Here is a 13,821-nt window from a genome sequence, read left to right as displayed (position 1 = left end):
TTGAAATTATTTAATATGAATATTTAGTCGTTGTGCTTTGCATAAATCCGCTAAAAACGACGAAAATGCTCTCTCATCATAGTCATAGAAATCAGACCCGGTGACGCGCTGCCTCCCGGGTCTTTTGTTGTACAGAGAGAGACAATATGAGTTTATCTTCCGGCCATGCTTCTCATCAGGCGATCCCCCCCGGCTCGGGCGCACTGTTCTTCATTCAGATGTTCGCCACGCTTGGTTTTGCGGTGCTGTATTCAACTCTGGTGCTCTACGTCACTAAGCGGCTGGGCTTTAGCGAAGGCCAGGCCGACGCCATGATGGGTATTTTCGGGGCGTTCAACTACGGGCTGCACCTGTTCGGAGGCTGTCTCGGGGGCCGCTATCTTAGCAACCGTAATCTGTTTGTGCTGGGGATGCTGCTGCAGGTTGCGGGCTGCTATCTTATTGCCGAGGCGGGCCTGACCGGCCTGTGGTGGGGGCTGGCCATGTTCCTGAGCGGCAGCGGGCTGAACGTCACCTGCCTGAACATGATGCTGACCCAGCGTTTTGCGCCGGATGACGATCGCCGCGAGGCCGCCTTCCTGTGGAACTACGCCGGGATGAACCTGGGCTTCTTCATCGGCTTTACCGTGGCGGGCTACTACCAGCTGACCGAAAGCTATCGGGCGCTGTTCCTTTTTGCCACCCTCGGTAACGTTGCCGCCGTGGTGATAACCCTGCTCCGCTGGCCGGTGCTGGCCGACATCAGCACGCCGCTGCAGCACGTCAAGGGCAAAGGCTTTTATCTGCGCATGGCTTTTGGCCTGCTGGTGCTGATTCTTCTGGTGCCCGTCCTGCGCCTCCTGCTCGGCCATACCGAATTTAGCGGCACGTTCGTCATCGTGCTGGGCGCGCTGATCTTCCTGATGCTCTGCGTGATGACCGTTCGCCGACCTAATAAACATGAACGTCGCCGCATGGCGGCCTACCTGCTGCTGGCCGTGGGTTCACTGGTCTTCTGGTCGCTGTACCAGCTGGCACCGATGGGGCTGACGCTGTTCGCCGAACATAACGTGACCCTGAGCGCTTTCGGCTGGCAGGTTTCGCCGCAGTGGCTGCAAAACATCAACACCATGGTGATTGTGATTGGTGGCCCGCTGATGGCCTGGCTGTTCAAGCGCCTGCGCGATCGCGGCGTGCGTATCGATATTCCGGCGCAGTTTGCCTCCTCGTTATTCTGCATGGGCGTTGGCATGCTGGTGCTGCCTTTGGGGATTACCATGGCCGGCGCGGACGGCATGGTTGCCCTGAAATGGATCGTGCTTAGCTACATTCTGCAAAGCATCGGTGAGCTGCTGATTTCCCCGGTCGGCTACTCGATGATCGGTAAACTGGCCCCCGCCAACCTGCAGGGGCTGATGATGGGCTGCTGGATGATGGTGACCGGCGTAGCCTCCGTGCTGGCGGGCTATGTTTCAGGCCGTATGCCGCAAAATAGCGGCAGCACGCCGGTATTGACCGACCCGGGCTACAGCAAGGTCTTTAGCCAACTGGGCTGGGGCTCCGTCGCGACCGGCGTCATTTTGCTACTGCTTATCCCGCTGCTTCGCCGCCTGATAGAGCAAAAAAATACCGCTCAGGCCTGATTCACAGGGCGCGGCCAGATTGAGGCGGTGCAAATTGCGCGATCGCAGAGAGGGACCGGGTTTGGCAAACAGATGTTTACGTGGGCTGTAGAACAGTGCAAAGCGCGAGGCTGCCATTTCGTCCAGCTGACGACAGATAAAACGCGAACTGATGCGCACCGCTTTTACGACAGGCTGGGCTTTGAGGCCAGCCACCTCGGCTACAAGCTGACGCTGCAGTAGTTTTTCATCCGTGAGCGCACGACAGGGACGTTTGCGCAACAAAGTTTTCACGGCCGTAGCAATTGCCCCCGATTTCTTTTTATAATACGCCGCACTTTAATCAAAAAAGAGTGCGACCATGATTGATACCACCCTGCCGTTAACCGATTTGCACCGCCACCTTGATGGCAATATTCGTGCGCAAACCATCCTCGATCTCGGCCGCCAGTTTAATTTATCTTTGCCTGCCAATACTCTCGATACCCTGCGCCCACACGTTCAGGTCGTGGAAACCGCGCCGGACCTCGTCAGCTTCCTGCAGAAACTGGACTGGGGCGTGAAGGTACTGGGCGATCTCGATGCCTGCCGTCGCGTAGCCTGGGAAAACATTGAAGATGCCGCCCGCAACGGCCTGCACTATGTCGAACTGCGCTTCTCTCCGGGCTATATGGCGATGAGCCATAACCTGCCGGTGGCGGGCGTAGTCGAGGCGGTTATCGAAGGCGTTCGCCAGGGCTGCCGTGACTTTGGCGTTGAAGCGCGCCTGATTGGCATCATGAGCCGTACTTTTGGTGAAGCCGCCTGTGAGGCCGAGCTGAACGCCCTGCTCGCCCACCGCGACAGCATTACCGCGCTGGACTTAGCCGGCGACGAACTCGGCTTTCCGGGAAGTCTGTTCCTGAATCACTTTAACCGCGCGCGCGATGCGGGCTGGCGCATTACCGTTCACGCAGGCGAAGCCGCGGGGCCAGAAAGCATCTGGCAGGCGATTCGTGAGCTGGGCGCGGAGCGTATCGGGCACGGCGTGAAGGCGGTAGAGGATCCGGCGCTGATGGATTTCCTGGCCGAACATAAAATCGGGATCGAATCCTGCCTGACGTCAAACATCCAGACCAGCACCGTAGCCGCGCTGGACAAGCACCCGCTGATAACCTTCCTGGATCACGGCGTGCTGGCGACCATTAATACCGATGACCCGGCGGTTCAGGGCATCGATATTATTCACGAGTACACCGTGGCCGCACCTCAGGCCGGCCTCAGCGCGGCGCATATTCGCACCGCGCAGGAGAATGGCCTGAAGATAGCCTTCCTGAGCGAAGCCGAAAAACAGGCGCTTATCGCTAAGGTTCAGGCCGCGTAACGAGTACCGGCAGCCGGCGTCAGGACGCTGATTCCAGCTGCCGTTTTTCTTCCGCCGTTTTGCGGGCATAGCGCTGGGCCAGGACCGCACAAACCATCAGCTGGATCTGGTGGAAAATCATCAGCGGCAGCACCATCATCCCCACCGCGCTGGCCGGGAAGAGCACGTTTGCCATCGGCACGCCGTTGGCCAGGCTTTTCTTCGAGCCACAGAAAACGATGGTTATCTCATCGGCCGTATTAAACCCTAACAGCCGGGCCGCCAGGGTATTCACCACCAGCACAATCGCCAGCAGTACCAGCGAGCAAACCAGAACCATCAGCAGCGAGAAGCCGTTCACCTGGTGCCAAATTCCCTCGACTACCGCTTCGCTGAACGCCACGTAAACCACCAGCAGAATGGACGAGCGATCGGTCAGGCCAATCAGCTTTTTATGACGATCCACCCATTTGCCGATCAGCGGGCGGGAGAGATGGCCGATAACAAACGGCACCATCAGCTGCATGATAATTTTGCCAATGGCGTGCAGCGTATCGGTAGAGCCTTCCTGAGTCTGCATAAGCGCGCCGACCAGGACTGGCGAGAGGAAAATACCCAGGATGCTCGAGGCAGACGCGCTACACACCGCTGCGGCCACATTGCCCCCGGCAACGGAGGTAAAGGCAATGGCCGATTGCACCGTGGCTGGTAACGCACAAAGATACAGGAAGCCCATATAAAGCGGCTGACTGAGGATCGCAGGCGAGAGAAAGCCCATCGCCAGCCCCAGCAGCGGGAACAGCGCAAAGGTACTGAGGAAAACCACTAAATGGAGTTTCCAGTGCCCCATCCCCGCCATGATGGCATCGCGGGAGAGCTTTGCCCCATGCATAAAGAAGAGAAGCGCAATCGCAAAGGTCGTCAGGTATTCAAACCCGGTCTTCACAATCCCCTCACAGGGGAATAGCGACGCCACGATCACCACGCCAATCATTACCAGTAAAAAGTTATCAATTTTTAGTTTTTGCAGCCAACCCATCCTGTCCTCTGTCTGTGTAACGTCATTTTGGCTTTTACTTTGCAACAAATTGGCCGCGCTGGCGAGCTAACAATTCTGCAACGTGCCAAAAAATAAGCTGAAGCCGCGTGATTATTTATCAAAAAGCGAAACGCCGGAGATGTAGCACAACTAAAACTAAATTAAGAATGCAGTCACGCTTAATTTAAAACTATTTAAAGAAGACAAAACAGCGTAAATCAAGGTGAATTTATTATTTATATTTTTACCTGATGGTAAAAATATAAATAATTGATAAACATCAGCTTAACCCTTTTAATATTAGCCAGCAAAGCATAAAAATAAGACGAAACTCTCATTTGGAAATTTAAATTCATATTAAATGACCAGTGATGTGGCAGCGATTCAAATACGCCATACACTTATTAATACGCCGTCCGGCGTGCTAATAGTGGAGTATTGCTATGCGCTCAAATAACATTGGCCGCCTCAGCGCAATTGCGATGGCGGTACTTCTCGCATTCTCCCTGTCCGCCTGTAGCGGCGGCGGCGGCAGTTCGCACAATACGGCGAAAACGGCCGGGTCTGCCGGTACCACTGGCACCGACACTGCAAACAACGGCGGTGGCGGTTCTGGTTCTGGCGGTAACGGTGGCGGTTCAGGCTCCGGTGGAGGAACCGGAACTGGCGGTGGGGGCTCTGGCGGCGGTACTGGCGGTGGCGGTACCGGCGGCGGAGGAACTGGCGGCGGCACAACCGTTTCTAACAGCGCCGGGAATAACGTCGTCAAAGACGTGGGCGGTGCAGTAGGCGGCGTAGGCAGCACGGTCAGCGGCGTAGCGTCTCAGCTACCGGTTAATAATCCAGTAACCTCAACGGTTGCCGTGGCCGTCGGCGGCACGGGAACCGCAATTTCAACCGTCGGTAGTGGCGTAGCCAACGGACTTGGCAATGCGAACAACCCTAACGGACTGGGCACTACGCTGACGGGTTCTACCACCGCCGTGTCAGGGCTTGGCACCACGGTTTCCGCAATAGGATCAAACCTGGCAAGCTCAACCGCCAATACGCCGGCGGGTGGATTGACCGGCGCGGCAGGCGGGCTGGTTAATACCACAGGACAGGTTGTCACCGGCGCGGGCAACGCCCTTACCCAAACGGTACAGAGTCCAGGAGTTTCTAATTTGACAACCGGCGCGACGGGTCTGGTTAACACCACGCTCGCCGACACCCAGAAAGCGACTCAGGCCGTTGGCGGCGCAACCGGTTTAGGCACGCCGGTGAGCAACCTGCTGACTTCCGCTGGCGGTACAGTGAGCGGACTGGGGAGTAACATCAGCGGCAGTAACCCTTCTCTCGGCGGCCTGGGTCAGGTGGTGCAAAACACCGGACAGGCAGTCACGGATAGCGGCGCATTGGTGAAACCGGTGCAAACCGGCGGCAGCGGTAGCTCAGGCTCCGTTTCGGCGGGCGCATCCGGTTCGCTCGGGATCGGCGGTAATGGTCTGGTGACTAACCTCGGCACCACCGTTAACGGCCTGACCTCTTCGTTAACCACCAACGTTAGCGCCAGCGCGACAGGGAGCAACACAAGTTCAGGCCAGCAGGCCGGGATTACCGGCGCGGTCGGCGGCCTTCTGAAAACTAAATAGTGCTTTCCAGGGCACACGTGCTCCCGCGTTAACGGCGGGAGCACTTTTTTCACAGCAATTTCTTCGCTGCGCAGTTAAGGGAGCTCACTATGGACAATCGTCTGGGTATACTGCTGCTGTACGGAGCAACTCTGAGTATCAGCTACGCTGATATGTCCCCCACGCTAATCGACCCTAATAACCCTGCTAAAGCCGCTCGCTCGCTTGCCGTCCCGGTTGCTCAACAAAAGCAGCCCGAGGTGAAAACCGCCCTGCCGGTGCCACAGCTCACTCCACAGACGCCAATTACGGTGAAACATCTGCAATTTATTGGCGGGACGCGCTACAAGCTTGACTCGCTGGTTCAGCCGTTTATGCCGCTGGTAGGTAAAACAGTGCCGCTGTCGCAGCTGGTGGCATTAACCAACGGCATTACCCAACGCTATCAGCAGGACGGCCTGCCGCTTTCCTACGCTTACCTGCCGAGCGATAACTTCCACGATGGCACGGTGCGTATTGTGCTGGTTGAGGGATACATCGCGCACAGCAATATCAACAGCGACAACGCCAGTACCAGCGAGCGCTTAAGCCGCCTGTCGGCTTTAATGATGAACGAAAAGCCGCTCAGCCAGGCGACGTTCGATCGCTACAGCCTGCTAATGCAGCGCACGCCGGCCACCAAAGTCGAGGCTAACGTCGCGTTGCCAGATAACATTTATGGCGCGGCCGATATGAAAGTTGACGCCACGCAGCCTCATATCTGGGATATCTCCTCCACGATAGATACCCGTAAAGGTTCAAATCTGGCGCTGATTAACGGCACGCTCAGCAACCTCACCAGCCACGGCGATCAGTTGGGGCTTGCCACGCTTGTTCCGTTGGATAGCGGCACCAAAAAAACCTACTTTGGCGCCAACTATCAGCAATATCTCACCGATAACGGGTTACTCATGCAGCTAAAAGGCAGCTTCTATCGCGAAGATCCACGCGATTACACCCCGCTGCTTTATCTGCCGCAGAACATTTCTATCGATGCAAAGGAAAAAACCACCCAGTACACCGGGGGGATAGCCTTCAGCTACCCGCTGCTGCTTGAGCGCAAGAAGCAATTTTCGGTCAGCGGCGGGCTGGATTATGTCGATAAGCGCGACGATTATGCGCTGCGCGCCAGCGGCTTCGGCAACACAATTGATTTGCCTACCGTCACCCAGCGTGCACGCTACCCGGCAGCAGAGTTTTCGGCCTGGGGCTACCGCGAATACGAGAAAGCTAACTGGAGCGCGCGTCTGACCCTGCGCAAAGGTATTGACTCCCTGGGGGCAAGCGTGACCCAGGGTTCTAATACCAATCTTAACTTCACCCGCTGGAAGGCGAATACCGATGCGGCATGGATGGTGGCCGAACGCTGGAAATTAAGCACCTCGCTTGAGGGGGACTGGTCTAATAATAATTTGCCCGAAGCCGAGCGGGTTAGCTTTGGCGCCCAGCGTTATGGCCGGGGCTACCCTGACGGTGAGGCAAGCGGGGATTATGGCTACGGCGGGCAGATTGAAATGCGCTATCTCCATAGCCTCGATAAGGGCGTCTGGATTAACACGGTGCAGCCTTATGTCGTCGCCGACACCGCCCAGACCTGGTTCAATCAGCGAGGTTTCCGCCACCAGCGCCTGGCTTCTATCGCCACCGGGGTAATGGTGGGCGACAGCCGACACTACTCCGTGTCCGTTGAGGCGGCCAGGCCGCTGGCGGATTTACCCAGCGACAGCAGCCGCCGGGACGTTCGCTTTAGCCTGACCTTTACCTACAACTTTAATAATCTGCATTAAAGATAAAACCCTCACCTCTACGGTGAGGGTTATTTTCAGGCAAGGTTAAGCGTCGCGCGCTTTTTCGCGGACTCCATGCCCAGTTCAATTAGCTCCATGACCTGAATCGCCTGGGCCGCCGGGACAGGGTTTTCCCCTTTGCCGGTGAGCGCATCGCGGATGCCCGCGTAGTAAGCCGGATAGTTGCCGGGAACCGTCAGCAGCGTTTGCTCGTCCATAAGTTCGCCCTGTGCCAGGGTCAGCACGCCGTCGCGCATGTCGTAGCCCCAGTCCTCCTGTGGCAGACGCTCTCCGGCCTTCAGGCGATCCTCCTGCGGATCGAGGCCGTACTTAATGTAGCTGCCGCGAGTGCCGTGCACGATATAGCGTGCGGTTTCCGCCGCCGCCAGCAACGTGCCGTGCAACACCACACGACGCTGCGGGTAAGCCAGCACGGCATGGAAGTAGTCGGTCGCCTGCGCCCCGGCCCGGAGCTGAGCGAGGTCAACGGTCAGGCTGACGGGAAGCCCAAACAGGTTGATGGCCTGGTCCAGCAGGTGCGGCCCTAGATCGTACCAGATGCCGCTGCCGACGCCCGCCTGCTCGCGCCAGCGGTTACGGACCTGCGGGCGGTAGCGGTCAAAGTGGGATTCAAAATAAGCCACTTCGCCAAGCGTTCCTTCGGTCAGCAGATTTTTCACCGTCAGGAAATCGCTATCCCAGCGGCGATTGTGGAACACGGAGAGCAGCAGGCCTGTTTTTTTGGCCAGCGCGTCCAGCTCCCTTGCCTGCGAAAGCGTCACGGTAAACGGCTTGTCGACAACCACATGCTTCCCGGCTTCAAGCGCCGCTTTGGCTAGCGGAAAGTGGGTATCATTCGGGGTAGGAATGACAATGAGATCGATAGAGGGGTCCTTAAACAGGTGCTGAGGATCGGAAACGACCGTCATACCCGGCCAGTCAGCGTGCACCTTTTCGGCATCGCTGCTGGATACTGCTGCGAGGATCATTCCTGGCGTACCGGAAATCAGCGGCGCATGAAAAGTCTTACTGGCATAACCGTAACCGATAAGCCCGACGCGGATGGTATCACTCATTTGTCTTCCTCTCTGTAATGAACTCCGGCATTTCACCTTATCCCCCGCCCGGCGACAACCGCAAGTTTCTGGATTGCGTATTTGCCAGGCAAAAGACCGCCATTATTGCTAATTAGCCTGATATTTATTGTGGCTTTAAATAAAGCATTTATTTAAACTAGTAAATTAAAAGCAAGGAGGATTTATGTGTTCCCTGCCGTGATATTCCTGGCAAATGCAAAGAAAACTCCTAATTATTCCGTCGGTTAATAATAGCGCTAAGCCGCTGCCTCATTTGCGCTTATCATCGCTTCTCCCTTACCCGAACATTATTTATTATTTATACACTCTATGGAAAATGTATCCCCGCTCAGTGCCCTGGATTACCTGATGAAATTCCGCAAAATCAGCTCTCAGGAAAATCTGGAAAAGCTGTTTGACCACCTGAATTACACCCTCACGGACAGCCATGAGATCATGAATATGTACCGGGCGGCGGATCACCGCAGGGCTGAACTGGCCTCCGGCGGAAGACTTTTCGACCTGGGATGCGTGCCTAAAACGGTCTGGCGTTACGTTCAATAGCCGCTGCGAGTAGCATTAGCGGCAAAATCCCTTATAATCCCCCCGCTTTATTCACCATATTCTTAAATCGGGAGGAAACATGACGACGACCCAACCCCCGCGTATTGCTGGCTGGCTGCTTGCCCCGCTGGCCTGGCTGCTGATGTCGTTGCTCAGCAGCTCCGTGGCGCTGCTAAGTTTCCTGATGATGATTCTTTCCCCGGAAGCCCGTCAGGCTCTGGGCAGCGCGGACGCCAAAACAACGCTGTTGTTCAGCCTGTCCGTTGGCTGCGCGATGGCGATGTGGGCCTACACGCTCTGGCTGACCATCGCCTTCTTTAAACGCCGCAAAAACGTAGTGCGCCATTATATTCTCTGGCTGCTGCTTACCGTCCTGCTGGCGATTAAATCTTTTGCGTTTTCACCGGTCAGTGACAAGGTTGCCGTACAGCTGCTGCTGCCTTCCCTGCTCGCCGCCGCATTACTGGTGCCTTATTTGAAGCGTTCTAAGCGAGTGAAGCAGACCTTCATTAACCCGTAATAACCCTATAGATAGCCCGTTGTCGCCGCCCGCCGATTAGTCGATAATAGGCGGCTTTTTTTGTTTCAGGTCGAATCATGTCAGATTACTTGCTGCTCTTCGTTGGTACCGTCCTCGTCAATAACTTCGTGTTAGTGAAGTTCCTTGGCCTGTGTCCGTTTATGGGAGTTTCCAAAAAGCTGGAAAGTGCCATCGGGATGGGGCTTGCCACGACCTTCGTGATGACGCTCGCCTCTATTTTTGCCTGGATCATTGACGAACTTATCCTCGTGCCGCTGGACTTGATTTATCTGCGCACGCTGGCCTTTATTCTGGTTATCGCGGTCGTCGTTCAGTTCACCGAGATGGTGGTACGCAAGACCAGCCCGGCGCTTTATCGCCTGCTGGGTATCTTCCTGCCGCTGATTACCACCAACTGCGCCGTGCTCGGCGTGGCGCTGCTTAATATTAACCTCGGCCATAACTTCCTGCAGTCTGCGGTGTACGGCTTTTCCGCCGCGCTGGGCTTCTCGCTGGTGATGGTGCTGTTTGCCGCTATTCGCGAGCGTATGGTCGTGGCCGATATTCCGGCGCCGTTTCGCGGTAACGCTATCGCGCTGGTCACCGCAGGCCTGATGGCCCTCGCCTTTATGGGCTTTAGCGGGCTGGTGAAGTTCTGATGACAACGTTGTGGATGGCTATTATCTCGGTCACGCTGATGGGGCTGCTGTTCGGCCTGATCCTTGGCTATGCCTCTCGCCGCTTCGAAGTGGAAGAAGACCCCATTGTCGACCGCATTGACGAACTGCTGCCGCAAAGCCAGTGCGGCCAGTGCGGCTATCCCGGCTGCCGCCCTTATGCGGAAGCCGTAGGTAATCAGGGCGCGAAAATCAATTTATGCGCGCCCGGCGGCGAAGCCGTGATGCTGAAAATTGCTACCGCCCTGAACGTAGAACCTCAGCCGATTGACGGCGACGCCACCGCCGCAGAGCCGGTGCGAATGCTGGCCGTGATTGACGAAGCGAACTGCATCGGCTGCACAAAATGCATTCAGGCCTGCCCCGTTGACGCCATCGTCGGCGCGACCCGCGCCATGCACACCGTGATTAGCGACCAGTGCACGGGCTGTAACCTCTGTGTCGATCCTTGCCCTACCCGCTGCATCGAACTGATTCCCGTCAGCCCCACGACCGAAAGCTGGAAATGGGATTTGCAGACCATCCCGGTGCGTATGATCCCGGCGGACAATCATGCTTAATATCTTCAATCGTTTTAAAAAAGACAGGATTTGGGACTTTGACGGCGGCATTCATCCGCCAGAGATGAAGACCCAGTCTAACGGCACGCCTTTGCGCCAGGTACCGCTGCCGTCCCAGCTCGTGATCCCGCTGAAGCAGCATATCGGTGCGGAAGGCGAACTGTGCGTGAAGCCCGGTGATTATGTGCTGCGCGGCCAGCCGCTGACTCGCGGTCGCGGGCGTATGCTGCCGGTGCATGCCCCAACCTCCGGCACCATTAAAGATATTGCGCCGCATTCCACCGCGCACCCTTCTGCCCTTGCAGAACTTAGCATTATTCTCGATGCAGACGGCGAGGACCGCTGGATAGAGCGGGACGGCTGGAGCGATTACCGCTGCCAGACGCGTGAAGCGCTTATCGAACGTATTCACCAGTTCGGCGTAGCCGGGCTCGGCGGCGCAGGCTTCCCTACCGGCAGTAAACTGCAGGGCGGCGGCGACAAAATAGATACGCTCATTATTAACGCCGCAGAGTGCGAGCCTTACATCACCGCCGACGATCGCCTGATGCAGGATTGTGCCGCTCAAATCGTCGAAGGCGTTCGCATTCTGGCCCATATTCTTAAGCCGCAGCGCATTCTTATCGGCATCGAGGACAACAAGCCCCAGGCCATCTCGATGATGCGTGCGGTGCTGGCAGACAGCCACGATATGCAACTGCGGGTGATCCCGACGAAATATCCGTCCGGTGGCGCCAAGCAGCTCACGCAAATTCTGACCGGCAAGCAGGTTCCTCACGGCGGCCGTTCGTCCGACATCGGTATTCTGATGCAAAACGTCGGCACCGCATATGCTATCAAGCGCGCGGTGATAGACGGTGAACCTCTGACCGAGCGCGTTGTGACCTTAACCGGTGAATCTATTACCCAACCGGGTAACGTCTGGGCGCGTCTGGGTACGCCGGTAAGCCACCTGCTGACTTTTGCAGGCTTCCGCCCGAGCCAGGATCAGAAGGTCATTATGGGCGGCCCGCTGATGGGCTTCACCCTGCCGTGGCTGGACGTGCCGGTGGTAAAAATCACCAACTGCCTGCTGGCGCCTTCTCCGAGTGAGATGGGCGAGCAGGAAGAAGAACAAGGCTGTATTCGCTGCAGCGCCTGCGCGGACTCCTGCCCGGCGGACCTGCTGCCGCAGCAGCTTTACTGGTATAGCAAAGGCCAGCAGCACGACAAAGCTACCGCGCATAACCTGGCGGACTGCATCGAATGCGGCGCCTGCGCTTACGTTTGCCCGAGTAATATCCCGCTGGTGCAGTATTTCCGTCAGGAAAAAGCCGAGATCCGTGAGATAGAACTGGAAGCAAAACGCACTCTTGAAGCCAAAGCTCGTTTTGAAGCTCGTCAAGAAAGGCTGGAGCGCGAGAAAGCCGCCCGCCTTGAACGCCACAAAAATGCGGCAGTTCAGCCGACGGCGAAGGACAATGACGCTATTCAGGCCGCCCTTGCCCGCGTGAAGAGCAAAAAAGCCCAGGCCAGCGAAGAACCTATTATCGTTCAAGCCGGCAGCGTGCCGGACAACAGCGAAGTAATTGCTGCTCGCGAAGCCCGTAAGGCTGAAGCGCGTGCTCGCCAGGCGGAGAAAGCACAACAGGCAGAATCGACGGTCAGCGCAGAGGTGGACCCGCGCAAGGCCGCCGTTGAAGCCGCTATCGCCCGTGCTAAGGCCCGCAAAGCTGCGCAGAATGCCGAAAGCGCGGAGCCTGTGGCCGCTGAGCAGGAAGCCGTTGATCCGCGTAAAGCCGCTGTCGAAGCCGCCATCGCTCGCGCAAAAGCTCGTAAAGCAGCGCAGAAGGCAGAAAGCGAACAACCTGCACCACAAGAAGAACAAGATCCACGCAAAGCTGCAGTGGCTGCGGCAATTGCCCGCGTTCAGGCACGTAAAGCCGCTCAGATGTCTCCAGAGGAATAAATGGTTTTTAAAATCGCAAGCTCCCCGTTCACCCATAACCAGCGCAGCACCGCGCGGATTATGATGCTGGTTTCTCTCGCGGCCCTGCCCGGCATTGCGATGCAGTGGTACTGGTTTGGCTGGGGAACGCTGATTCAGGTTGTGCTGGGGATCGTCAGCGCGATGGCCGCAGAGGCGCTGGTATTACGCCTGCGCAAAAGACCGGTGCAAACCTATCTGGGGGATAACTCTGCGCTGCTGACCGGCCTGCTGCTGGGGATCAGTATTCCCCCTCTCGCGCCGTGGTGGATGGTGGTGCTCGGGATGGTGTTTGCCATCATCATTGCCAAGCAGCTTTACGGCGGTCTCGGCAATAACCCGTTCAACCCGGCCATGATTGGCTATGTTGTGCTGCTCATTGCTTTCCCGGTGCAGATGACTTCGTGGCTGCCTCCGCAGTCCATCGCCGCCACCGTGCCTGGTTTTGTAGACAGCCTGCAAATAATTTTCCACGGCGCAACCACCGCGGGCGGCACCATGGATACGCTACGCATGGGCGTAGACGGCATCAGCCAGGCGACGCCGCTGGACACGTTTAAAACCGGCCTGCATGCGGGCCACTCCGCTGAGCAACTGCTGAGCGCGCCAATCTACGGCGGTGCGCTGGCGGGTCTCGGCTGGCAGTGGGTTAACCTGGCTTATCTGGCCGGCGGCCTGTTCCTGCTGTGGCGCGGCACCATTCGCTGGCATATCCCGGCGGGCTTCCTGGTTGCTTTAGCCGTCTGCTCCACGCTCGGCTGGCTTATCTCCCCGGAAAAATGCCTGTCGCCGATGGTGCACCTGTTCTCAGGCGCGACCATGCTTGGCGCGTTCTTTATCCTGACCGATCCGGTCACCGCCTCGACCACCAATCGCGGTCGGCTGATTTTTGGGGCGCTGGTTGGCCTGCTGGTTTGGCTGATTCGTACCTACGGCGGCTATCCGGACGGCGTGGCGTTTGCCGTGCTGCTGGGCAACATCACCGTGCCGCTGATTGACTACTACACGCGCCCTCGCGCTTACGGCCATCGCTAAGGAGA

At 57.2% G+C, this 13,821-nt stretch carries 13 protein-coding genes; 11 read left to right on the top strand and 2 right to left on the bottom strand.

The annotated features are described in order from the left end of the window. Positions 1-146 precede the first annotated feature (146 nt). The 3 genes from ACE38U_RS14215 (at position 147) to add (ending at position 2,964) form a co-directional block, all read left to right on the top strand. Positions 147-1,622, top strand: coding sequence for a peptide MFS transporter (locus tag ACE38U_RS14215; protein WP_038473121.1), 1,476 nt, complete (start codon positions 147-149; stop codon positions 1,620-1,622). Positions 1,623-1,640: 18 nt separating this feature from the next. Further along, the gene (locus ACE38U_RS14210; RefSeq protein WP_375530056.1) at positions 1,641-1,844 is read left to right on the top strand and encodes a GNAT family N-acetyltransferase; all 204 of its coding nucleotides are present in this window, start codon (positions 1,641-1,643) and stop codon (positions 1,842-1,844) included. 118 nt (positions 1,845-1,962) lie between these two features. Then, positions 1,963-2,964: an adenosine deaminase gene (add, locus tag ACE38U_RS14205; RefSeq protein WP_038473123.1), complete on the top strand. Its 1,002-nt coding sequence runs from the start codon at positions 1,963-1,965 to the stop codon at positions 2,962-2,964. Between the two features lie 19 nt (positions 2,965-2,983). On the opposite strand, the gene ACE38U_RS14200 is transcribed toward add, so the two are convergent. Next, entirely contained in the window at positions 2,984-3,982 is a 999-nt protein-coding gene (locus ACE38U_RS14200) for a bile acid:sodium symporter family protein (RefSeq protein ID WP_176981666.1), read from the bottom strand. A 443-nt stretch (positions 3,983-4,425) separates the two neighbouring features. Here ACE38U_RS14200 and ACE38U_RS14195 point away from each other — a divergent pair, with 443 nt between their 5' ends. Together ACE38U_RS14195 and ACE38U_RS14190 are read left to right on the top strand one after the other, a co-directional pair. Next, positions 4,426-5,613, top strand: coding sequence for a collagen-like triple helix repeat-containing protein (locus ACE38U_RS14195; RefSeq protein ID WP_375529975.1), 1,188 nt, complete (start codon positions 4,426-4,428; stop codon positions 5,611-5,613). A gap of 89 nt (positions 5,614-5,702) precedes the next feature. Then, positions 5,703-7,418, top strand: coding sequence for a ShlB/FhaC/HecB family hemolysin secretion/activation protein (locus ACE38U_RS14190; RefSeq protein ID WP_375529974.1), 1,716 nt, complete (start codon positions 5,703-5,705; stop codon positions 7,416-7,418). Between the two features lie 35 nt (positions 7,419-7,453). Here the strand turns inward: ACE38U_RS14190 and ACE38U_RS14185 are convergent, their stop codons facing one another. Further along, positions 7,454-8,494 (bottom strand): oxidoreductase, encoded by a 1,041-nt coding sequence (locus ACE38U_RS14185; protein ID WP_038473131.1) that lies wholly within the window; start codon positions 8,492-8,494, stop codon positions 7,454-7,456. Between the two features lie 330 nt (positions 8,495-8,824). Between ACE38U_RS14185 and ydgT the strand changes: the two genes are divergently transcribed. The 6 genes from ydgT (at position 8,825) to rsxD (ending at position 13,816) form a co-directional block, all read left to right on the top strand. Next, on the top strand, positions 8,825-9,058 hold the full coding sequence (gene ydgT, locus ACE38U_RS14180) for a transcription modulator YdgT (protein ID WP_038473132.1): 234 nt from the start codon (positions 8,825-8,827) through the stop codon (positions 9,056-9,058). Positions 9,059-9,137: 79 nt separating this feature from the next. Next, positions 9,138-9,578, top strand: a complete 441-nt coding sequence (locus ACE38U_RS14175) for a DUF2569 family protein (protein ID WP_038473135.1) — start codon at positions 9,138-9,140, stop codon at positions 9,576-9,578. Between the two features lie 77 nt (positions 9,579-9,655). Next, a complete protein-coding gene (rsxA, locus tag ACE38U_RS14170; protein WP_008456422.1) occupies positions 9,656-10,237 on the top strand; it encodes an electron transport complex subunit RsxA in 582 nt (193 codons plus the stop codon). Then, positions 10,237-10,815: an electron transport complex subunit RsxB gene (gene rsxB, locus ACE38U_RS14165; RefSeq protein ID WP_038473139.1), complete on the top strand. Its 579-nt coding sequence runs from the start codon at positions 10,237-10,239 to the stop codon at positions 10,813-10,815. Before rsxA ends, rsxB begins: the two co-directional genes overlap by 1 nt. Beyond that, positions 10,808-12,763, top strand: a complete 1,956-nt coding sequence (rsxC, locus tag ACE38U_RS14160; protein WP_375529973.1) for an electron transport complex subunit RsxC — start codon at positions 10,808-10,810, stop codon at positions 12,761-12,763. The genes rsxB and rsxC overlap by 8 nt, the downstream gene beginning before the upstream one ends. Beyond that, positions 12,764-13,816: an electron transport complex subunit RsxD gene (gene rsxD, locus ACE38U_RS14155; protein ID WP_375529972.1), complete on the top strand. Its 1,053-nt coding sequence runs from the start codon at positions 12,764-12,766 to the stop codon at positions 13,814-13,816. It begins immediately after the preceding gene. Positions 13,817-13,821 lie beyond the last annotated feature (5 nt).

The organism is Cedecea selenatireducens (assembly GCF_042138895.1).
GTDB classification, from domain to species: domain Bacteria; phylum Pseudomonadota; class Gammaproteobacteria; order Enterobacterales; family Enterobacteriaceae; genus Cedecea; species Cedecea selenatireducens.
The sequence above is the reverse complement of the archived record's forward strand: the minus strand, read 5'-3'. Positions and strand labels throughout refer to the sequence as shown.